Raw genomic sequence first — 21,927 nt, forward strand, 5'->3', positions numbered from 1 at the left:
CCCCGTGGACGAGATCTCCACTCCACCGTCGCGAGTGATGAAGAAAAACCCGCGGCATGGCATTCGGATTTGAGAGGTGTGGCCTGCGGCTTTCCCTCTCAACCGAACATATCTCGCCCGGACGGATGTCGTCACCCTCTACTGCGGCGTACCTCCGTTCAGGTGAATAAGGCCTCTCGTTACCTGCAACGACGCAAGATCTCAGTCAGTTCCGGTTTATTTCGAAAGAGTCCGGTGACGCCGCGACCACTGCCGCGCACACCACGTCAACGACCGCGCCGGTGCCGCCCGCGCCCGTCATCACCTGCCGACCGGGCCGCCGGCCCGTCCTCATCCGCCTTGATCCGACGTTCTGTTCCTCTCTGCTTTCCCACGTCTCGTCCCCGTACACGGCCACAGTTCCCTCAGCGTTCGGAATCGGCCCCGTTACCGACCCGTACGAGGCCGCACGCACGGCACGCGCAGCCTCCGCCAGGGACGCCCCGGTGGTCATCACGTCATCGACGAGAACGACCGGCCCCCCGGAGAGCAGCCGGGCCCCTCCGGGCGCCACCGCCAGCGCGCCCGCGAGATTGTCCAGCCGCTGCCGGGAGTTGAGCCCCGACTGGTCGGCCACGGTCCGCCGCTGCCGCAGCACGCCGAGCACCCGGGCCGGAACCCCGCTCCGCCGCAGTTCCCCGGCCGCCGCGAGCGCGATCCGCCGGGCCGGATCATGCCCCCGGGCCCGCACGGCCCGCCGCCCGGACGGCACGGGCACGAGCAGCACAGGAGCCCCGACGGCCCGGGACCACGCCCCCTCGGCCCCGGCCGAGGAGCCGCCCCACGCCTTCCCAAGCCCCGCCCGCACGGCTCCCGCCAAGGCCACCCCGAGGGGACCTGCGAGCGCCAGGGCACCCCGTTCCTTGTGTGCCAGCAGCGTCGCCCGCACCTCGTCCGCGTACCGGGCCGCCGCGTGCACCGCGGGCAGCCCGGGCGGCTCCGGCACCGGCCGCACCCGCCGTGCCGCGACTCCGCTCAGCACCGCACGGCACTCCGGGCAGAGCACCGTACGAGACCTCCCACAGCCCCCGCACTCGGCCGGCAGCACCAGGTCGGTGAGGTCCTGCCACCACCCCCGCATGACCACCACTGTGCCGCCCCGGGCCCCCCGCCGACCACCCCTGTGGACAACGCCCTGTGGACAACTCCCCACCCGGCGAACCGCTCGTCCCCACACGAGTGACGGCCCCGTAGGACGGCCCGGGGGACAGCCCCATGAGGAGCCCCGGCCGATCCCGTTCCCGAACGACAGCGGCCGCCCCTCCCGGGCCTCACCCGGCAGAAGCGACCGCTCCCACAAGCGCAGCCCCGGGCACCGGCCACGGGGGCGCCACACCTCACCCCGGATAGACCGGCGCCGTCCCCTCCGTCACCTTCTGCCACTGCGCGCCCGACGGCAGCCGGACGATCCCGTCCACCGAGTACGCCACCAACGGCAGCTGGTCGTCCTCGGCGGCGGTGACCTCCTTCACGCCGGTCAGAGCCGCGGGCGCCGGTACGTCCGGCGTGGAGCCGTCGACCTGGACGTACCGCATCTGCTCCACGCCGCCGTGCTCACGCCCGACCACCACGAGCCGGCTGTCCCGGCCCACGACATGGCGGTGACCTCCTCCAACTCCGGCGTCGCGGAGCGCAGTTCGACCACCCTGACAACCGGCTGCTCGCCCTGCTTCCCCTCCCGCTCGATCAACCCGATGAGCAGGGTCTTCTTGCCGCCCTTCTCCACGACGAGCGCGATCCGCACCCCATCGGCGGCCACCCGCACGGCCTGGACCCGCCCGTCCAGGTGCGGCATGCGCACCTCCAGCGGATCGCCCTTGCCCTCCTCCAGCAGGAGCAGCCGGGGATTGTCCGGGTCACGGTCGGCCACCCACAGGCCGTCCTGCGCGTCCCAGCTGGGGGTCGTCAGCCGGTCCGCCTCGGTCCGGCCATGGCTGCGCAGCACCGGCTCGCCCAGCGAACCGCCCGAGACCAGAGACCCCACGTACAGCGACTTGCCGTCGAGGCTGACACCGGCCGCGGTGTGCTCGTCGCGTGACACCGCCACCGACCGCAGCGCCGTGTCGCCCTCGCCCAGCGCCCCGGGCGCCGGGTCCGGCTTGGTGTCCCTGCTGCCCGCGGGGATCCGTACCAGCCGGTCCTTGGCGTCGACGAAGTACAGGAAGTCGGGGCGGCGCACCGAGCTCCGGAAGGCGGCGGCATCGGCCGACTCCTGGCTGAGCGAGCACAGCTCCGCGCCGCCGGCCCGCAGCTCGACCTCGTCCACCGCGGGGCTGAGGCTGTGCAACGTGAACAGCAGCTGGGCCGCCATGTCCTCGCACCGGTTGGTGCCGACACCCGCGGCCTTGTCGTTGAGCGAGACCGTCAGCTTGTTCCGGTCGTCCGGCGTCAGCGCACCAGCGTCCTTCGACAGCGCCGTACCGGTGGGGAAACTCGACCTGACCACAGGCCCGAGCCACCGCGTGGGCCCGCTCAGGACGGACCGCACCATCTGCGTCATGGGGTCCACCCTCCGGCGGACGTACACGGGGTCGGCGACCGCGGTGGGCTGGGTGTCCGCCCGGGCCACCGTGGTGTTCGAAGCGAAGTAGTACTTGTTGACGGACATGTAGTTGCGCTGGAAGTCCGACTCGCCCATGACGACGCCCTGCGGCAGCGCGTCGATCCGCCACTGCCCGCTCTTCTCTTCCTGCGTCAGGTGCACGGTCCTGCCGTACGCCCCGGTCGCCGGCGCGTACGACTGCTGTGCGTCCACCGTGGCCACCTTGGTGCCGGTCAGCGTGTACGAGATCTCGCCGGTGTCCTCCCAGCCGGCCGCCCCCTCGGCCTTGGCCCCCGGTCCGTCCGTCAGCACGGTGGTGGACAGCTCCGGCCGCCACGTCTTGGCGGCCTCGCCGGTCAGGTACTGGCGCGCGGTCTTGTAGTGCGGATCGTCGCTGGTGAGCGCCTCCAGGAAGCCCTGCACGATCTCCGAGGGCTGCGCGTCCTCACCCGGCGGCACGGCGAACACCCGCACCTGGGTGTCCTGGCGCGGTGTGGACGCAACACCCCGCAGATCCCCGCTGTCCGGCATCGAGGCACACCCTGCCAGCAGCAGGACGCCACCGGCGGCGTACGCCATCACGCGCGCGGGCGTGCGCCGACCGCGCCCCCCACGGTCAGCGCCCACGAAATGCCTCCCCATGCCTGTCCACGTTCTCCCACTCGGTTTCCCTGCCGGAGCCCGCGGATCCGTTGTCCTTGTCCTCGCCCCGGGGCCCACCCACGACCTGGTCCCGGGAGGGCCCAGCAGAGCCACTCGGCCTGCCGTGGCCGGCCGCACTTGCCGGACCACTCACCACACCGCCGCCGGCCGCTCCTGACGAACCGCTCACCCCGTCATGGCCGGCCGCGCCCGCCGGGCCGCTCGCGCCCCCGTCGCGAGCCGGCTGCTCCGGAGTCGCCTGCGGATCGTCCTGCCGTCGCGTGCCCGAGGCGGGCCGGGGCACCACGCGCGCGCCATTGCCGGGCAGCGCCGTCGGATCGGCCGAGGGGGGCGCGGAGACCGTCCGCGGCGGTATCGGGTCTCGTGCCGGCCCCGGCCGCACCGGCCCGCTCGCCGACTGTGCCGGCACGGTCGCCCGCTTCTCGGCCTCCTCGCCGCCGCACGGCAGACCGGCGTCGTCGAGCCCCCGGTTCCGCCGTGAGTCCTTGGGCTCCAGCGGTATCGGAGAGCCCCGCAGCGGCTCGTCCGCCGTCCTCGGCAGCGTCAGCCGGAACTGCGATCCGCCGCCCGGCTCGCCCCACGCCTGAAGCCAGCCGCCGTGCAGCCGCGCGTCCTCCAGGGCGATGGACAGACCCAGACCCGTACCACCCGTAGTACGCGCGCGTGCCGGGTCGGCCCGCCAGAAGCGGCTGAACACCCGGGTCGCCTCGCCCGGCTTGAGCCCGACCCCGTAGTCCCGCACCGCGACCGCGACCGCACCGCCCGCCGCGGCGAGCTTGACGACGACATCCCTGCCCTCACCATGCTCGACGGCGTTCACGACGAGGTTGCGCAGCACGCGCTCCACACGCCGGGCATCGGCCTCGGCGACGACGGGCTGCTGGTCGCCCAGGACGCGGATCTGCGAGCCCTTGCGCTCCGCGAGCGGCTCGGCCCCGCTGACCACCCGCCGTACGACGTCCCTGAGGTCTACCGGCTCCGCCTCCAGCGCCGCGGCACCCGCGTCGAACCGGCTGATCTCCAGCAGATCCGCGAGCAGCGACTCGAACCGGTCCAGCTGGTCGGCGAGCAGCTCCGCCGACCGCGCGGTCACCGGGTCGAAGTCCTCCCGCGCCTCGTGGATGACGTCCGCGGCCATCCGTACGGTCGTCAGCGGCGTACGCAGCTCGTGCGAGACGTCCGAGACGAACCGGCGCTGCATCCGCGACAGGTCCTCCAGCTGGCTGATCTTCAGCTGGAGGTTCTGGGCCATCTTGTTGAAGGCCTCGCCGAGCCGCGCGATGTCGTCCTCGCCGGTGACCTTCATACGCTCCTGAAGCCGCCCTGCGGACAGCCGCTCGGCGATCCCCGCCGCCATCCGCACCGGCGTGACGACCTGGCGCACCACGAGCCAGGCGATGGCGCCCAGCAGGACGACCACGAACAGCCCGGCCGTCGCGAGCGTCCCCTTGACCAGGCTCAGCGACTTCTCCTCCTGGGTGAGCGGGAAGAGGTAGTACAGCTGGTAGGGGTCGCCGTTGGGGTCGTTGACCTGCTTGCCGATGACCAGGCCCGGCTGGGAGTCCTTGGTCTCGTTGTTGTACGTGATGCGGGTGTAGCTCTGCGCGGCCGTCGTACTGCTGCCGATCAGCTCGCGCAGGTCGGCGGGCACGCTTCTGCTCCAGTCCACCTCACCGGAGGCGCGCGGCCCGCGCCCTCCCGCACCGTCCGCGTCGGAGGCCGGCAGCGTGACCACGTCGAAGGCTCCCTGGCCACCACTGGACAGCGAGGACACGAGGTCGCTCATCCACTGGATGACGTTCTGCGCGGGACGGCCGTCCGCCGTCGCGACATCGTCGCCGGTCCCGCTCGCCGCCTCGTCGGCCCGCTGCTTGGCCACCGCGAACCCACCCGTGGCCTGGCTCTGGGACGCCTTCACCTTGGCGTCCAGCAGGCCGTTGCGCACCTGCCCGATGACGACGAAGCCGAGCAGCAGGACCACGCCCAGCGACATCAGCAGCGTGGTGACGACGACCTTGAGCTGGATGTTGCGCCGCCACAGCCGCATGACGGGCAGCAACGGCCGGCGCACCCACCGCATGAAGAGCCGGATGACCGGACTGCCCTGCACCCCGCCCTGGAGCAGCAACCCGCTCTCCAGGAACCGTGCCCAGCGGGAACTCGTTTTCTCCCGCCCGACAGGCCGCCCCGGGCGGCCCCCGGACCGTCCGGGCGCCGAAGCGGCACTGTCGCCGGACATGTCAGCTCGGCCCTGCCTTGTACCCGACACCACGGACGGTCACCACGATCTCCGGCTTCTCCGGGTCCTTCTCAACCTTGGAGCGCAGCCGCTGCACGTGCACATTGACCAGACGTGTGTCCGCCGCGTGCCGGTAGCCCCACACCTGCTCCAGCAGCACCTCGCGCGTGAACACCTGCCATGGCTTGCGCGCGAGCGCGACCAGCAGGTCGAACTCCAGCGGCGTCAGCGCGATCGACTGCCCGTCCCGCTTCACGGAGTGCCCGGCCACATCGATGACCAGGTCACCGATGGCGAGCTGCTCCGGAGCGGGCTCCTCCGACCTCCTGAGCCGCGCCCGGATCCGGGCCACCAGCTCCTTCGGCTTGAACGGCTTCACGATGTAGTCGTCGGCACCCGACTCCAGGCCCACGACGACATCGACCGTGTCGCTCTTCGCCGTCAGCATCACGATCGGCACCCCGGACTCCGCCCTGATCAGACGGCACACCTCGATGCCGTCCCGGCCCGGCAGCATCAGATCGAGCAGCACCAGATCGGGCTTGGACTCACGGAAGGCGGCCAGCGCCTTGTCGCCGTCGGCCACGAAAGACGGCTCGAAACCCTCACCACGCAGCACAATGCCGAGCATCTCGGCCAGTGCGGTGTCGTCGTCGACGACAAGGACTCGTCCCTTCATAAACGACATCATCCCATTCTCATAACGGTGGCGAAGGCAGTGGTGAGGTAGGTCACCGGCCAGTGACCATAGTCGCAGCAAGCGCTACTGTCTGCCCTCGTCCGCCCCCTGTTGATCTCGACGACGGGCAGCGGCGAGGTTCCCGTCCCCCGCGAAGGCACGAGGTCGCCGGAGCCCGCGCCACCCCGCGCGCACTCCGGCAGCCGCCCGGCTCAGCCCGCCGCCACCCGGCGCGACCGGGCGCAGAGCTCGGCGAGCGCCTCGGCCGTGACGGGCGAAACCGCGCCTTCCTCCGTGACGATCGCCGTCACCAGCTCGGGCGGGGTCACGTCGAACGCCGGGTTGTACGCCTGCGTCCCCAGCGGCGCCACCGGAATGCCACCACCCGCCTCGGCTCCGGTCACCGGCACCTGCGGCGCCACGAACTCGGTCACCTCATGACCGGCCCGCTGCTCGACCTCGATGGACGCCCCGTCCGGGGTGTCCGGATCCACCGTCGTCACCGGCGCCACCACGATGAACGGCACATGGTGATACCGCGCGAGCACCGCCAGCGGATAGCTCCCGACCTTGTTCGCCACCGAACCGTCCGCCGTGATGCGGTCCGCCCCGATCAGCACCGCGTCCACCTCCCCGGCGGCGAACAACGACCCGGCCGCGTTGTCGGTGAGCAGCGTGTACGCCATCCCACTGCGCGCCGCCTCGTACGCCGTCAGGCGGGCGCCCTGCAACAACGGACGCGTCTCGTCCACCCACAGACGCCGCAGCCGGCCCGCCCGGTGCGCCGCGAGCGCCACCGCGAACGCCGTCCCCTCCCCGCCCGACACCAGCGAACCGGTGTTGCAGTGCGTGAGGATCCGGTGCCCGCCGCCGGGCAGCAGCTCGTCCAGCAGCGCCATCCCGTGCTCGGCCATCCGCGCACTGGCCTCGGCGTCCTCCCGGTGCAACTGCCGCGCCGCCGCCAGCGCCGCCGCGGCCGCCTGCCTGATGTCACCGCCCTTGGCGAGCGCGGCCTGGTGGGCCGCTTGGGCCCGGCGCACCCCCACGGCCAGGTTCACCGCGGTCGGCCGGGCGCTCGCCAGCGCGGCCGCGGCCTCGTCCACGTCGAAGCCCCGCACGGCGGCGAGCGCGACGCCGTACGCCCCCGCGATGCCGAGCAGGGGCGCCCCGCGCACGGCGAGCGAGCGGATCGCCTCCACGAGCGCGGGCGCGTCCGTACAGACCAGTTCGACCTCCTCGGCCGGCAGCCTCGTCTGGTCGAGAAGGACCAGAACGGGCCCTTCCGGTGGTTCTTCCCAACGGATCGCCGGGATCTCGGTCGGCCGTTTGTCATCGCCGCTGTACGCGTACTGATCAGCCATGCGGTCAGTCTGCCCCCTAACGAGCGGACAATTGAAGGTACGCAGCCCATACCGCGGCCGGTCACTCGAAGACCACCCCATGGCACGATGGCTGCCAACCTGCCGCCGCGACCGCGGACGGGCACCGTGAAGGAGCGACGATGAACGACACTCCGGGCTGGGCCTCGCCCGGATCCGCCCCGTCCGGCGGGCAGAAGCCTGACGCGTCCGGCCCTGCCGAGCCCGCCGACCACCCCAACCCTGCCGAGCCCTCTGACCGCCCCGGCCCCGCACAGCCCGCGGACCAGCCGGGCCAGGCTCCGCAGGGCCCCGGCCCGCAGTGGTCCAAGGACCAGCCGCCTCCCGCCCAGTGGTCCGCCCCCAGCGGCCCCGGAGCCCCGGCCGGCCCGGGCCAGGCTCCCCCGCCCCCGCCGCCCGGCCCGGGCTGGGGCACCCAGCCCCCCGGCGGCTACGGCCCTGGCGGCCCCGGCGGATACGGTCCCGGCGGTCCAGGAGGCCCCGGCGGATACGGAGGCCCCGGCGGCTGGGGCAGCGCCTGGGGCGGCCCCCCGCCCGCCGCCAAGCCCGGCGTGATCCCGCTCCGCCCGCTCGGCGTGGGCGAGATCCTCGACGGCGCGGTCTCCACCATGCGCACCTACTGGCGCACAGTCCTGGGCATCTCCCTGACCGTCGCGGTCATCACCGAGATCATCGTCGTGCTGTTCCAGGGCCTCGTCCTGGACAACTCCAGCACCGAAGCCCTCAACGACCCGAGCGCCACCCTCCGCGAACTCAGCCGCGCCATGGGCGACGCCATGCTCAACTCCACCGTCCTCTTCGTCATCTCCCTGGTCGGCACCGTCATCGCGACCGCACTGCTCACCACCGTCACCAGCCGCGCCGTGCTCGGCAAGTCGGTGACCATCGGCGAGGCCTGGCGGGACGCCCGCCCTCAGGTCGTCAAACTCTTCGGGCTCATCTGCCTGTTGCTCCTCATCACCGCCGGCATCGTCACCGTGGGCACCCTGCCCGGCATCCTCGTCAGCATCGCCGGGAGCACCGGACCGGGCGTCGCCCTGACCGTCCTGGGCATCATCGGCGCCGGCATCGTCGCCCTCTGGCTGATGATCCGCTTCTCCCTGGCCTCGCCCGCCCTGATGCTGGAGAAGCAGGGCATCAAGAAGGCGATGAGCCGGTCCACGAAGCTCGTGCGGGGCACCTGGTGGCGGATCTTCGGCATCCAGCTGCTCGCCACGATCATCGCCAACGTCGTCGCCTCGATCATCGTCATCCCGTTCACCTTCCTCGCCGCGGCCCTCAGCGGCGACGGCGTCACCGGCTGGCTCAACAGCGGCGGCTCCAGCCTCGGCTGGACGTTCCTCATCGTCAGCGGCATCGGCGCGGTGATCGGCTCCATGATCACGTTCCCGATCACGGCGGGCGTCACCGTGCTCCTGTACATCGACCAGCGCATCCGCCGCGAGGCCCTCGACCTCGAACTGGCCCGCGCCGCCGGTGTCCAGGGCTACGGCCCCAACGCCCCCGGCGCCATCCCTGGGAGCTGATGCGGTGAGCTGGGCGGGGGAAGTTCTCACAACGGCGCTGCCACGCGCCGCCATACGCACACTGCTGCGCGCCGGCGACACCTCCGTACTGTCGCCGGTACGCTCCGCCGACGAACCGCCCCTCACCACCCCGCGCGACCCCGCGCGCGAGGCGGCCCGGCGCGAACTGTCGAAACGGATGTACCACGAGGACGACCCCAGCCTGTTCCAGCGCGCCCTCGACGCCTTCTGGGACTGGCTCGACAAATTGTTCAGCGCCGCATCGAGCGCCACACCCGGCGGAGCACTCGGCCTGGTCGTCATCATCCTGGCGGTCGTCGCGGTCCTGGCCGCCCTGTGGTGGCGCCTGGGCACCCCGCGCCGCCAACACACCTCGTCCGCCACCCTGTTCGACGACCGCCCTCGCGGCGCCGCAGACCACCGCGCCGCCGCCGAGGCACACGCCGCCCAGGGCCACTGGAACCAGGCCGTCCAGGAACGCATGCGGGCCCTCGTCCGCGCCCTGGAGGAACGCGCCCTCCTCGACGTCCGCCCCGGCCGCACCGCCGACGAAGCCGCAGCCGAGGCCGGCCGGGCCCTGCCCGCCCACACCGACCGACTGCGCGCCGCCGCCCGCGACTTCGACGACGTGACGTACGGCGGCCGGTCCGCGACCGAGCAGTCGTACCACCGCATCGCCGACCTCGACCGCGACCTCGAACGCACCAAGCCCCAGCTCGCGCACAGCAGCGCCCACAGCACGGCCCCCCGCAGCCGCCAGGGAGCCGCCGAATGACCACCGAGGTCACGCTCCCGCCCACCTCGGCCTCGCCCACCGCACGCCAGGTTTGGACCCGCGCTCGCGGCATCGCGCTCGCCCTCGTGCTGCTCCTCGTGGGAGCCATCGCCATCGCCGTGATCCGCTCCGACGCCCGGCACGGCGAGCTCGACCCGCGCTCCCCCGACCCCAACGGCAGCCGCGCCGTCGCCGAACTCCTCGCCGACCGTGGCGTGGACACACGCGTGGTCACCACCCTGGACGAGGCAGCCGCCGCAGCCGGCCCGGACACGACCCTCCTGGTCGCCGTACCCGACCTGCTGAGCCGAAGTCAGCAGTCCCGTCTGCACAACGCGTTCGCCGGCTCCGGCGGCCGCACCGTCCTGGTCGCCTCCGGCAGCGCGTCCGTCGAACGACTCGCGCCCGGCGTCACCGCCGACCCCGCCACCAGCCTCGACTCGACGCTCTCTCCCGACTGCGACCTGCCCGCGGCCCGGCGCGCGGGCACCGCCGACACGGGCGGCGTCCGCTACACGACCACCCACCTCGACGCCGACAAGTGCTACCCCAGCGAGCGCCTGGCCACCCTGCTGCGCGTCCCGGCCCAGACTGGAGACGGCGACACCGTCGTCCTCGGCGCGCCCGACATCCTCCTCAACGACCGCCTCGACAAGCAGGGCAACGCCTCGCTCGCCCTCCAACTCCTCGGCTCCCGCCCCCATCTGGTCTGGTACCTCCCCTCGCCCTCCGACACGTCGGCCACCGGCACCGACGACGAACGCAGCTTCTTCGACCTGCTCCCCTCGGGCTGGCTCTGGGGCACCCTGCAACTCTTCATCGCCGCAGCCCTGGCCGCCCTCTGGCGGGCACGCCGACTCGGCCCCCTCGTGCCCGAAAAACTCCCCGTGGCGATCCGCGCCTCCGAAACAGCCGAAGGCCGAGCCCGCCTCTACCGCAAGGCCGACGCCCGCGACCGCGCGGCCAACGCTCTTCGCTCCACCACCCGCACCCGCCTCGCCCCCCTCACAGGCGTCCCCGTCACCCAGGCACACACGCCCGAGGCCCTGCTCCCCGCCCTGTCCGCCCATCTCCACGGCGACCGACAGGACCTGCACACCCTCCTCTTCGGACCACCGCCCAGCGACGACGCAGCACTCATCGCACTCGCCGACCAACTCGACGCCCTCGAAAGAGAGGTACGCCGTCCATGATGGACCCGACCACTGACAACGCCGGGCAGACCGGGGACCCGGGCGCCGCCCGAGCCGCCCTGGAGGCCCTGCGCGCCGAGATCGCCAAGGCCGTGGTCGGCCAGGACCCCGCCGTGACCGGCCTCGTCGTCGCCCTGCTCTGCCGCGGCCACGTCCTCCTCGAAGGCGTCCCCGGCGTCGCCAAGACCCTCCTGGTCCGGGCCCTCGCCTCCGCCCTCGATCTCGACACCAAGCGCGTCCAGTTCACCCCCGACTTGATGCCCAGCGACGTGACCGGCTCCCTGGTCTACGACACCCGCACCGCCGAGTTCTCCTTCCAGCCCGGTCCGGTCTTCACCAACCTCCTCCTCGCCGACGAGATCAACCGCACGCCCCCCAAGACCCAGTCGTCCCTCCTGGAAGCCATGGAGGAACGCCAGGTCACCGTCGACGGCACCCCCCGCCCCCTCCCCGATCCGTTCCTGGTCGCGGCAACACAGAACCCGGTGGAGTACGAGGGCACCTACCCCCTCCCCGAAGCCCAACTGGACCGCTTCCTCCTCAAACTCACCATCCCCCTCCCCTCCCGTCAGGACGAGATCGACGTCCTCACCCGCCACGCCGAGGGCTTCAACCCACGCGACCTCCACGCCGCCGGCGTACGCCCGGTAGCGGGCCCGGCGGACTTGGCAGCGGCCCGCGCCGCCGTCGCCAAGACGACGATCTCCCCGGAGATCACCGCCTACGTCGTCGACATCTGCCGCGCCACCCGCGAGTCGCCGTCCCTCACCCTCGGCGTCTCCCCTCGAGGCGCCACGGCCCTCCTCGCCACGGCCCGCGCCTGGGCCTGGCTGACGGGCCGCGACTACGTCATCCCCGACGACGTGAAGGCACTGGCCCTCCCCACCCTGCGCCACCGCGTACAACTCCGCCCGGAGGCCGAAATGGAAGGCGTGACGGCCGACTCCGTCATCAACGCGATCCTCGCCCACGTCCCCGTCCCCCGCTGATGGCACTCACCGGACGCGCCGCCCTCCTCGCGGCCCTGGGCTCCCTCCCCGTCGGCATCTGGGAACCCAGCTGGACGGGCATCCTGGCGGTCAACGCACCCTTGGCCGTGGCCTGCGCCTGCGACTTCGCGCTGGCCGCCCCCGTACGACACCTCGGCCTGACCCGCTCCGGCGATACCTCCGTACGCCTCGGCGACACGGCGGACGTGACCCTGACCATCACCAACCCCTCCCGCCGCCCCCTCCGTGCCCGCCTCCGCGACGCCTGGCCCCCGAGCGCCTGGCAGCCGGGCACGCAGACGACGGCATCCCGCCACCACCTCACGGTCCCCCCGGGCGAACGCCGACGCGTGACGACTCGCCTGCGCCCCACCCGCCGAGGCGACCGCCAAGCCGACCGCGTCACCATCCGCTCGTACGGCCCCCTAGGCCTCTTCGCCCGCCAGGGCACCCACAAAGCGCCCTGGACGGTACGCGTCCTGCCCCCGTTCACCAGCCGCAAGCACCTGCCCTCGAAGCTGGCCCGCCTCCGCGAGCTGGACGGCCGCACCAGCGTCCTCACCCGCGGCCAGGGCACCGAGTTCGACAGCCTGCGCGAGTACGTCCCCGGCGACGACACCCGCTCCATCGACTGGCGCGCCACAGCCCGCCAGTCCGCGGTCGCCGTACGCACCTGGCGCCCCGAACGAGACCGCCACATCCTCCTGGTCCTCGACACCGGCCGCACCTCGGCAGGCCGCGTCGGCGACGCACCCCGCCTCGACGCCTCCATGGACGCGGCACTCCTCCTCGCAGCCCTCGCCTCCCGCGCCGGCGACCGCGTCGATCTCCTCGCCTACGACCGCAAGGTCCGCGCCCTCGTCCAGGGCCGCACAGCAGGCGATCTCCTTCCTTCCCTGGTCAACGCAATGGCCACGCTCGAACCCGAGCTCGTCGAAACGGACGCACGCGGCCTCACGGCCACGGCCCTGCGCACGTCCCCCCGCCGCTCCCTGATCGTGCTCCTCACCACCCTGGACCCGGCCCCTATCGAAGAAGGCCTCCTCCCGGTCCTCTCCCAGCTCACTCAGCGCCACACGGTCCTGCTGGCATCAGTAGCGGACCCGCACATCACCGAAATGGCCAAGGCACGCGGAAACGTCGACGCCGTCTACGAGGCAGCCGCAGCCGCCCAGGCCCAGTCCGAGCGTCACCGCACGGCAGAACAACTCCGCCGTCACGGCGTGACAGTCGTAGACGCGACCCCGGATGACCTGGCGCCGGCCCTGGCAGACGCGTATTTGGCCTTGAAGACGGCTGGACGCCTGTAACAGGAAGGGCCCTCGGAAGAGGGTCTGTAAACGCAGAAAACCCCCGCATCCGAAGATGCGGGGGTTTCCCCAAAGATTGTTCGGCGGCGTCCTACTCTCCCACAGGGTCCCCCCTGCAGTACCATCGGCGCTGTAAGGCTTAGCTTCCGGGTTCGGAATGTAACCGGGCGTTTCCCCTACGCTATAACCACCGAAACACTATGAAACTGACAACCGCACCACACCGTGACCATGGCATGGGGCTGTTCGTGGTTTCAGAACCAACACAGTGGACGCGAGCAACTGAGGACAAGCCCTCGGCCTATTAGTACCGGTCAACTCCACACGTTACCGTGCTTCCATATCCGGCCTATCAACCCAGTCGTCTACTGGGAGCCTTACCCCATCAAGTGGGTGGGAGTCCTCATCTCGAAGCAGGCTTCCCGCTTAGATGCTTTCAGCGGTTATCCCTCCCGAACGTAGCCAACCAGCCATGCCCTTGGCAGAACAACTGGCACACCAGAGGTTCGTCCGTCCCGGTCCTCTCGTACTAGGGACAGCCCTTCTCAAGACTCCTACGCGCACAGCGGATAGGGACCGAACTGTCTCACGACGTTCTAAACCCAGCTCGCGTACCGCTTTAATGGGCGAACAGCCCAACCCTTGGGACCGACTCCAGCCCCAGGATGCGACGAGCCGACATCGAGGTGCCAAACCATCCCGTCGATATGGACTCTTGGGGAAGATCAGCCTGTTATCCCCGGGGTACCTTTTATCCGTTGAGCGACGGCGCTTCCACAAGCCACCGCCGGATCACTAGTCCCGACTTTCGTCCCTGCTCGACCCGTCGGTCTCACAGTCAAGCTCCCTTGTGCACTTACACTCAACACCTGATTGCCAACCAGGCTGAGGGAACCTTTGGGCGCCTCCGTTACCCTTTAGGAGGCAACCGCCCCAGTTAAACTACCCATCAGACACTGTCCCTGATCCGGATCACGGACCCAGGTTAGACATCCAGCACGACCAGACTGGTATTTCAACGACGACTCCACCTGAACTGGCGTCCAAGCTTCACAGTCTCCCAGCTATCCTACACAAGCCGAACCGAACACCAATATCAAACTGTAGTAAAGGTCCCGGGGTCTTTCCGTCCTGCTGCGCGAAACGAGCATCTTTACTCGTAGTGCAATTTCACCGGGCCTATGGTTGAGACAGTCGAGAAGTCGTTACGCCATTCGTGCAGGTCGGAACTTACCCGACAAGGAATTTCGCTACCTTAGGATGGTTATAGTTACCACCGCCGTTTACTGGCGCTTAAGTTCTCAGCTTCGCCCACCCGAAAGTGAGCTAACCGGTCCCCTTAACGTTCCAGCACCGGGCAGGCGTCAGTCCGTATACATCGCCTTACGGCTTCGCACGGACCTGTGTTTTTAGTAAACAGTCGCTTCTCGCTGGTCTCTGCGGCCACCCCCAGCTCAGAGCGCGAAGCTCATCACCGGATGTGGCCCCCCTTCTCCCGAAGTTACGGGGGCATTTTGCCGAGTTCCTTAACCATAGTTCACCCGAACGCCTCGGTATTCTCTACCTGACCACCTGAGTCGGTTTAGGGTACGGGCCGCCATGAAACTCGCTAGAGGCTTTTCTCGACAGCATAGGATCATCCACTTCACCACAATCGGCTCGGCATCAGGTCTCAGACTATTGCCAGGCGGATTTACCTACCTGACGTCCTACACCCTTACCCCGGGACAACCACCGCCCGGGATGGACTACCTTCCTGCGTCACCCCATCACTCACCTACTACCACCTTGGTCCGGCGGCTCCACCACTCCCCTTCGCCCGAAGGCTCCAGGGCGGCTTCACGGCCTTAGCATCAGCGGGCTCGATGTTTGACGCTTCACAGCGGGTACCGGAATATCAACCGGTTATCCATCGACTACGCCTGTCGGCCTCGCCTTAGGTCCCGACTTACCCTGGGCAGATCAGCTTGACCCAGGAACCCTTAGTCAATCGGCGCACACGTTTCTCACGTGTGAATCGCTACTCATGCCTGCATTCTCACTCGTGAACCGTCCACAACTCGCTTACGCGGCTGCTTCACCCGGCACACGACGCTCCCCTACCCATCCACACACCCGTTGGGGCTGTTGTATGAATGACACGACTTCGGCGGTACGCTTGAGCCCCGCTACATTGTCGGCGCGGAATCACTAGACCAGTGAGCTATTACGCACTCTTTCAAGGGTGGCTGCTTCTAAGCCAACCTCCTGGTTGTCTCTGCGACTCCACATCCTTTCCCACTTAGCGTACGCTTAGGGGCCTTAGTCGATGCTCTGGGCTGTTTCCCTCTCGACCATGGAGCTTATCCCCCACAGTCTCACTGCCGCGCTCTCACTTACCGGCATTCGGAGTTTGGCTAAGGTCAGTAACCCGGTAGGGCCCATCGCCTATCCAGTGCTCTACCTCCGGCAAGAAACACACGACGCTGCACCTAAATGCATTTCGGGGAGAACCAGCTATCACGGAGTTTGATTGGCCTTTCACCCCTAACCACAGGTCATCCCCCAGGTTTTCAACCCTGGTGGGTTCGGTCCTCCACGAAGTCTTACCTCCGCTTCAACCTGCCCATGGCTAGATCACTCCGCTTCGGGTCTTGAGCGTGCTACTCAAACGCCCTATTCGGACTCGCTTTCGCTACGGCTACCCCACCCGGGTTAACCTCGCAACACACCGCAAACTCGCAGGCTCATTCTTCAAAAGGCACGCAGTCACGAGATGGAAGCAAGCTTCCATCCGACGCTCCCACGGCTTGTAGGCACACGGTTTCAGGTACTATTTCACTCCCCTCCCGGGGTACTTTTCACCATTCCCTCACGGTACTATCCGCTATCGGTCACCAGGGAATATTTAGGCTTAGCGGGTGGTCCCGCCAGATTCACACGGGATTTCTCGGGCCCCGTGCTACTTGGGTGTCTCTCAAACGAGCCGCTGACGTTTCGACTACGGGGGTCTTACCCTCTACGCCGGACCTTTCGCATGTCCTTCGCCTACATCAACGGTTTCTGACTCGTCTCACGGCCGGCAGACCATGAAAGAGAGATCCCACAACCCCGTATACGCAACCCCTGCCGGGTCTCACACGCATACGGTTTGGCCTCATCCGGTTTCGCTCGCCACTACTCCCGGAATCACGGTTGTTTTCTCTTCCTGCGGGTACTGAGATGTTTCACTTCCCCGCGTTCCCTCCACACTGCCTATGTGTTCAGCAGCGGGTGACAGCCCATGACGACTGCCGGGTTTCCCCATTCGGACACCCCCGGATCAAAGCCTGGTTGACGACTCCCCGGGGCCTATCGTGGCCTCCCACGTCCTTCATCGGTTCCTGGTGCCAAGGCATCCACCGTGCGCCCTTAAAAACTTGGCCACAGATGCTCGCGTCCACTGTGCAGTTCTCAAACAACGACCAGCCACCCATCACCCCGGGACAACATCCCGAGTTCACTGGGGCCGGCGCCGAGGAAAAATCCATTCCCTCAGACACCCAACAGCGTGCCCGGCCAGCTCCCGCCCGGAGATCGTGCGTTCCACGCTCTTACGAGCAGTACTAGCAGCCTCCGACCCGAGGTCCTGGCCGAGTAGTCAACGTTCCACCCATGAGCAACCAGCATCAGACACTCGCTGATGTACTGGCCTCTGACCTCACCCCGAAGGGATCGGTGAGAAGTGCTCCTTAGAAAGGAGGTGATCCAGCCGCACCTTCCGGTACGGCTACCTTGTTACGACTTCGTCCCAATCGCCAGTCCCACCTTCGACAGCTCCCTCCCCACAAGGAGGTTGGGCCACCGGCTTCGGGTGTTACCGACTTTCGTGACGTGACGGGCGGTGTGTACAAGGCCCGGGAACGTATTCACCGCAGCAATGCTGATCTGCGATTACTAGCGACTCCGACTTCATGGGGTCGAGTTGCAGACCCCAATCCGAACTGAGACCGGCTTTTTGAGATTCGCTCCACCTCGCGGTATCGCAGCTCATTGTACCGGCCATTGTAGCACGTGTGCAGCCCAAGACATAAGGGGCATGATGACTTGACGTCGTCCCCACCTTCCTCCGAGTTGACCCCGGCGGTCTCCCGTGAGTCCCCAGCACCACAAGGGCCTGCTGGCAACACGGGACAAGGGTTGCGCTCGTTGCGGGACTTAACCCAACATCTCACGACACGAGCTGACGACAGCCATGCACCACCTGTACACCGACCACAAGGGGGACCCTGTCTCCAGGGTTTTCCGGTGTATGTCAAGCCTTGGTAAGGTTCTTCGCGTTGCGTCGAATTAAGCCACATGCTCCGCCGCTTGTGCGGGCCCCCGTCAATTCCTTTGAGTTTTAGCCTTGCGGCCGTACTCCCCAGGCGGGGCACTTAATGCGTTAGCTGCGGCACGGACAACGTGGAATGTTGCCCACACCTAGTGCCCACCGTTTACGGCGTGGACTACCAGGGTATCTAATCCTGTTCGCTCCCCACGCTTTCGCTCCTCAGCGTCAGTATCGGCCCAGAGATCCGCCTTCGCCACCGGTGTTCCTCCTGATATCTGCGCATTTCACCGCTACACCAGGAATTCCGATCTCCCCTACCGAACTCTAGCCTGCCCGTATCGACTGCAGACCCGGGGTTAAGCCCCGGGCTTTCACAACCGACGTGACAAGCCGCCTACGAGCTCTTTACGCCCAATAATTCCGGACAACGCTCGCGCCCTACGTATTACCGCGGCTGCTGGCACGTAGTTCAGCCGGCGCTTCTTCTGCAGGTACCGTCACTTTCGCTTCTTCCCTGCTGAAAGAGGTTTACAACCCGAAGGCCGTCATCCCTCACGCGGCGTCGCTGCATCAGGCTTTCGCCCATTGTGCAATATTCCCCACTGCTGCCTCCCGTAGGAGTCTGGGCCGTGTCTCAGTCCCAGTGTGGCCGGTCGCCCTCTCAGGCCGGCTACCCGTCGTCGCCTTGGTGAGCCGTTACCTCACCAACAAGCTGATAGGCCGCGGGCTCATCCTGCACCGCCGGAGCTTTACAGCCCCCACCATGCGATGGAGACTCATATCCGGTATTAGACCCCGTTTCCAGGGCTTGTCCCAGAGTGCAGGGCAGATTGCCCACGTGTTACTCACCCGTTCGCCACTAATCCCCACCGAAGTGGTTCATCGTTCGACTTGCATGTGTTAAGCACGCCGCCAGCGTTCGTCCTGAGCCAGGATCAAACTCTCCGTGAATGTGTACCGGTAATCCGGTCGACACCACGAGAGCGGAACAGTCGGAGGAATAATCCGACCGTTCACAGCGTCCTCGCTGTGTTTTTTCAAAGGAACCTCGCCCCAGCAGATGCTGGAGACGGGGTATCAACATATCTGGCGTTGACTTTTGGCACGCTGTTGAGTTCTCAAGGAACGGTCGCTTCCTTTGTACTCACCCTCTCGGGCTTTCCTCCGGGCGCTTCCCTTCGGTCTTGCGTTTCCGACTCTATCAGATCCTTTTCCCGATCCGATTTCCTCGGTGCTTTCCAGGTTCCCGCTTCCGCGTTTCCCTTTCCGGCGCTTCCGACTTTACCAGAGTTTCGGGCCGGACTGACCGGCCACTCATTTCCGATTTATCGGGAGGGGCTTCAATGAAATCAGCGATTCATGAAGCGGACAGATGCTCACAGTCGCCGATCTGGGGCCAAACCCCATGTCCAGGCAACTGTTCGAATCTACCTCCCCGCAGTGGCCGTGTCAACGGCTCCTGTGGGGCGAAGAGGAGACTAGCAGCTGAACGGACGTGGTCGCACATCCGGCTGCCGCAGGGCCCTTCAGGCAGCTGTCGGCACGGTGGCGCTGCGTTCCGCTGCCTCGACGTCGCCGGTCTCGCCGGCGCGGGCGGCACGGCCGCCCAAAACGTAGACGTAGGCGAGGAAGGCCGCTTCGGCGACGACTCCGATGGTGATGCGGGCCCAGGTGGGGAGGCCGGACGGGGTGACGAAGCCTTCGATGGCCCCGGAGACGAAGAGGACCAGGGCCAAGCCGATGGCCATGCCGATCGCGGCACGGCCCTCTTCCGCGAGAGCTGTGCGTCGTGTGCGGGGCCCCGGGTCGATAAGAGTCCAGCCGAGGCGCAGGCCGGTGCCGGCGGCCACGAAGACGGCGGTCAGTTCGAGCAGGCCGTGCGGGAGGACCAGCCCGAGGAACGTGTCGAGGCGGCCGGCCGAGGACATCAGGCCGACGCCGATGCCCAGGTTGAGCATGTTCTGGAAGAGGATCCAGAGGACCGGGAGTCCCAGGAAGACACCCAGGATGAGGCACAGGGCTGCGGCCCAGGCGTTGTTCGTCCAGACCTGGGCGGCGAAGCTGGCAGCCGGGTGGCTGGAGTAGTACGTCTCGTACTGGCCGCCGGGGCGAGTGAGCTCGCGCAGTTCGCTGGGGGCCGCGATGGAGGCCTGTACTTCGGGGTGGGTGCCGATCCACCAGCCCAGGAGGCCTGCCACGGCCGTGGACAGGAGTGCGGTGGGTACCCACCAGTGGCGTGACTTGTAGACGGCGGCGGGGAAGCCGTGGGCGAGGAAGCGGGTGACGTCGCGCCAGGTGGCGCGTCGGGTGCCTGTCACGGCACTACGCGCGCGTGCCACGAGTTGGCTGAGCCTGCCGGTCAGCTGGGGGTCGGGGGCGCTGGACTGGATCAGGGAGAGGTGCGTGGCCGTGCGTTGGTAGAGAGTGACGAGTTCGTCGGCTTCGGCACCGCTGAGGCGGCGCTGGCGGCGGAGCAGAGCTTCGAGGCGGTCCCACTCCGCTCGGTGGGCGGAGACGAAGACGTCGAGGTCCATCGGTGTGCCTGCTCCTCGGCTGTTCGTCGGCGGCTCGTCGTGGATCAGCTTGTCGTACTGCGGCGCGATGCGCCCTCAGCTTGGCAGACTGGCCCTGTCGGGGGCAGGGCAGGGGAAGGACGGCGGGCGTGAGTGAGCTGGTGACGGGCGAGGCGGTGGCGCTGGAGCTGCGCCCCGCGAGGTTGCCCAGCAGGGCGCTGGCCGTGTTGCTGGATCTTGTGGTGGCCGTGGCCGTCTACGTCGCGGTGACCATCGCGATCGTGGTTTCCACCGCCTCGCTGGACGAGGCGGCGCAGACGGCACTGTCGATCGCGACGTTCGTTCTCGTGCTGGTGGGCGGGCCGATAGCGGTGGAGACGCTCAGTCATGGGCGCTCGCTCGGGAAGATGGCGTGCGGTCTGCGCGTGGTGCGGGACGACGGGGGGCCGATCCGGTTCCGCCATGCGTTGGTGAGGGGCTTGATCGGGGTGATCGAGATCCTCATGACCTTCGGGGTCGTCGCCTGTATCGCCTCGTTCGTGTCGGCGCGTGGGCGCCGGCTGGGGGATGTGTTCGCGGGGACTCTCGTCGTGCGGGAGCGGACTCCGGTCGCGCGGACTGGGTTCGTGCCGCCTCCCCCGCCCTGGCTGGCGGGGCGGTTCTCGGGGCTCGATCTGTCTGCGGTGCCCGACGGGTTGTGGCTCGCCGTCCGTCAGTATCTGACGCGCGTGCAGCAGCTGGATCCGCAGGTGGGCTGGTCCATGGGGGAGCGGCTGGCGTCGGATCTCGCCGAGCGGACGGGGGTTCCGGTGCCGCAGGGTGTTCCGCCGGCGGCGTATCTGGCGGCGGTCGTGCATGAACGGCAGTCGCGGGAGGCTCGGCGGGCTTTCGGGAGCGGGTCGGCCTCGTCGGCCGCTCGGGCTGCCTACTGGGCTCCAGCCAGTGAGACCGCTCCGGCTGCGGGCGCGGCGCCCGCTGTGTACGGACCGTCGGCTTCGCCGCCTGGTGCCGCGTCCGAGCCGTCCGGCGGGGTTCGGCCCGCGGAGGCGCATGAGGTGCCCGCGGGCGATCGTCCTGGGACCGGGTTCGTGCCGCCGGCGTAGTGGAGGTCGGGGCTGCACGCTCGGAGGGGGTTGCCCTCAGGGAAACACCGACGGCGGTGATTCGAGGTCCTCGAGCTCGATGCCGGGGGCCGCGAGCACCACGTCGCCGGCGATGTGCACGGAGTGCTGCTCGCCCGTGTCCAGGGCTGTGACCTGGTATTCGTCCACGGTCAGGGGGCCGTTGTCAGTGGCGTGTGCTTCTCTTTTCAGCAAGGTCCACGACTGGTCGACGGTGCGCGGGGCGAGGACCGGGTCCGTGAAGGCGACGAGGCGTACGCGGGTGCCTGCTGAGGAGGGAGTGAGGCGTAGGAGACGGGTGGTGGCGACGAGGAATGCCGGGGAGGCGCCGGTGAAGGCGTGGGCGCGCACATTGCCTTCGGTGGCCTCGGTTCCGGAGGGGTCGGTGCGGACCCAGGTGACGCCGTCGAGGGCGGCGCCGCGGACCTGCCAGGCGGCGGTGTGGAGTTCGAGGCGGATGGGGCGGCCGAGTTCGTCGAGGGTGAGGTCGACGGAGCCGTGGTGATCGCCCGGGGGGGTGGTCAGCTGGGAGACGTAACGCCAGCCGGAGGGGCCGATGGCGCAGTGGAAGTGCTCTTCTGCGAGGGGGGTGTGATCGTGCGGATCGTGGAGCGAATATCGGCCGCGGGGCATGGTGGTCCTGGGTCTTGACGGGCTGGGCCGGTCGC

General features: G+C 68.5%; 12 protein-coding genes, 3 rRNA genes and 1 pseudogene. 6 read left to right on the forward strand and 10 right to left on the reverse strand.

Annotation, left to right across the window (positions count from 1 at the left end; genetic code table 11):
* Positions 1-205: 205 nt before the first annotated feature.
* The 5 genes and pseudogenes from V8690_RS16335 to mtnA form a co-directional block, all read right to left on the reverse strand.
* Positions 206-1,120 (reverse strand): ComF family protein, encoded by a 915-nt coding sequence (locus tag V8690_RS16335; protein WP_338779592.1) that lies wholly within the window; start codon positions 1,118-1,120, stop codon positions 206-208.
* Between the two features lie 256 nt (positions 1,121-1,376).
* Positions 1,377-3,208: pseudogene (locus tag V8690_RS16340) on the reverse strand (LpqB family beta-propeller domain-containing protein).
* Positions 3,198-5,483, reverse strand: a complete 2,286-nt coding sequence (gene mtrB, locus V8690_RS16345; protein ID WP_338779594.1) for an MtrAB system histidine kinase MtrB — start codon at positions 5,481-5,483, stop codon at positions 3,198-3,200. The pseudogene V8690_RS16340 and the gene mtrB overlap by 11 nt, the downstream one beginning before the upstream one ends.
* Position 5,484: 1 nt before the next feature.
* Entirely contained in the window at positions 5,485-6,174 is a 690-nt protein-coding gene (gene mtrA, locus V8690_RS16350; RefSeq protein WP_003990656.1) for a two-component system response regulator MtrA, read from the reverse strand.
* A 200-nt stretch (positions 6,175-6,374) separates the two neighbouring features.
* The gene (mtnA, locus tag V8690_RS16355; RefSeq protein ID WP_338779598.1) at positions 6,375-7,523 is read right to left on the reverse strand and encodes an S-methyl-5-thioribose-1-phosphate isomerase; all 1,149 of its coding nucleotides are present in this window, start codon (positions 7,521-7,523) and stop codon (positions 6,375-6,377) included.
* Between the two features lie 140 nt (positions 7,524-7,663).
* On the opposite strand from mtnA, the gene V8690_RS16360 reads away from it, so the two are divergent.
* From V8690_RS16360 to V8690_RS16380, 5 genes are read left to right on the forward strand one after another with little or no spacing between them, the layout of a single operon-like run.
* Positions 7,664-9,067 carry a glycerophosphoryl diester phosphodiesterase membrane domain-containing protein gene (locus tag V8690_RS16360; protein WP_338779600.1) on the forward strand — a complete coding sequence of 468 codons (1,404 nt, stop codon included), beginning with the start codon at positions 7,664-7,666 and terminating at the stop codon, positions 9,065-9,067.
* Between the two features lie 4 nt (positions 9,068-9,071).
* Positions 9,072-9,842 (forward strand): DUF4129 domain-containing protein, encoded by a 771-nt coding sequence (locus tag V8690_RS16365; RefSeq protein ID WP_338779602.1) that lies wholly within the window; start codon positions 9,072-9,074, stop codon positions 9,840-9,842.
* On the forward strand, positions 9,839-11,035 hold the full coding sequence (locus tag V8690_RS16370; RefSeq protein ID WP_338779604.1) for a DUF4350 domain-containing protein: 1,197 nt from the start codon (positions 9,839-9,841) through the stop codon (positions 11,033-11,035). The genes V8690_RS16365 and V8690_RS16370 overlap by 4 nt, the downstream gene beginning before the upstream one ends.
* Positions 11,035-12,024 carry a MoxR family ATPase gene (locus tag V8690_RS16375; RefSeq protein ID WP_338779606.1) on the forward strand — a complete coding sequence of 330 codons (990 nt, stop codon included), beginning with the start codon at positions 11,035-11,037 and terminating at the stop codon, positions 12,022-12,024. The genes V8690_RS16370 and V8690_RS16375 overlap by 1 nt, the downstream gene beginning before the upstream one ends.
* Positions 12,024-13,334, forward strand: coding sequence for a DUF58 domain-containing protein (locus tag V8690_RS16380; RefSeq protein ID WP_338779608.1), 1,311 nt, complete (start codon positions 12,024-12,026; stop codon positions 13,332-13,334). The genes V8690_RS16375 and V8690_RS16380 overlap by 1 nt, the downstream gene beginning before the upstream one ends.
* Before the next feature lie 78 nt (positions 13,335-13,412).
* On the opposite strand, the gene rrf is transcribed toward V8690_RS16380, so the two are convergent.
* From rrf to V8690_RS16400, 4 genes are all read right to left on the reverse strand, one after another.
* Positions 13,413-13,529 (reverse strand): 5S ribosomal RNA (gene rrf / locus V8690_RS16385).
* Positions 13,530-13,618: 89 nt separating this feature from the next.
* Positions 13,619-16,738: ribosomal RNA gene (locus V8690_RS16390) — 23S ribosomal RNA — on the reverse strand.
* Positions 16,739-17,048: 310 nt separating this feature from the next.
* Positions 17,049-18,576: ribosomal RNA gene (locus V8690_RS16395) — 16S ribosomal RNA — on the reverse strand.
* Together the 16S, 23S and 5S rRNA genes form the textbook arrangement of a ribosomal RNA operon.
* Positions 18,577-19,151: 575 nt before the next feature.
* Positions 19,152-20,159 carry a stage II sporulation protein M gene (locus V8690_RS16400; RefSeq protein ID WP_338779610.1) on the reverse strand — a complete coding sequence of 336 codons (1,008 nt, stop codon included), beginning with the start codon at positions 20,157-20,159 and terminating at the stop codon, positions 19,152-19,154.
* A gap of 128 nt (positions 20,160-20,287) precedes the next feature.
* On the opposite strand from V8690_RS16400, the gene V8690_RS16405 reads away from it, so the two are divergent.
* Positions 20,288-21,241 (forward strand): RDD family protein, encoded by a 954-nt coding sequence (locus V8690_RS16405; RefSeq protein ID WP_338779612.1) that lies wholly within the window; start codon positions 20,288-20,290, stop codon positions 21,239-21,241.
* A gap of 36 nt (positions 21,242-21,277) precedes the next feature.
* Here V8690_RS16405 and V8690_RS16410 read toward each other — a convergent pair whose 3' ends face one another.
* Positions 21,278-21,892 (reverse strand): hypothetical protein, encoded by a 615-nt coding sequence (locus V8690_RS16410; RefSeq protein ID WP_338779614.1) that lies wholly within the window; start codon positions 21,890-21,892, stop codon positions 21,278-21,280.
* Between the last annotated feature and the right edge of the window lie 35 nt (positions 21,893-21,927).

The sequence above is a fragment of the Streptomyces sp. DG1A-41 genome (assembly GCF_037055355.1).
Classification (GTDB): domain Bacteria; phylum Actinomycetota; class Actinomycetes; order Streptomycetales; family Streptomycetaceae; genus Streptomyces.

Coding starts and splice junctions, on each gene's coding strand:
- V8690_RS16335 (WP_338779592.1), bottom strand. CDS start 1,120: ATGCGGGGGTGGTGGCAGGACCTCACCGACCTGGTGCTGCCGGCCGAG.
- mtrB (WP_338779594.1), bottom strand. CDS start 5,483: ATGTCCGGCGACAGTGCCGCTTCGGCGCCCGGACGGTCCGGGGGCCGC.
- mtrA (WP_003990656.1), bottom strand. CDS start 6,174: ATGATGTCGTTTATGAAGGGACGAGTCCTTGTCGTCGACGACGACACC.
- mtnA (WP_338779598.1), bottom strand. CDS start 7,523: ATGGCTGATCAGTACGCGTACAGCGGCGATGACAAACGGCCGACCGAG.
- V8690_RS16360 (WP_338779600.1), top strand. CDS start 7,664: ATGAACGACACTCCGGGCTGGGCCTCGCCCGGATCCGCCCCGTCCGGC.
- V8690_RS16370 (WP_338779604.1), top strand. CDS start 9,839: ATGACCACCGAGGTCACGCTCCCGCCCACCTCGGCCTCGCCCACCGCA.
- V8690_RS16375 (WP_338779606.1), top strand. CDS start 11,035: ATGGACCCGACCACTGACAACGCCGGGCAGACCGGGGACCCGGGCGCC.
- V8690_RS16380 (WP_338779608.1), top strand. CDS start 12,024: ATGGCACTCACCGGACGCGCCGCCCTCCTCGCGGCCCTGGGCTCCCTC.
- V8690_RS16400 (WP_338779610.1), bottom strand. CDS start 20,159: ATGGACCTCGACGTCTTCGTCTCCGCCCACCGAGCGGAGTGGGACCGC.
- V8690_RS16410 (WP_338779614.1), bottom strand. CDS start 21,892: ATGCCCCGCGGCCGATATTCGCTCCACGATCCGCACGATCACACCCCC.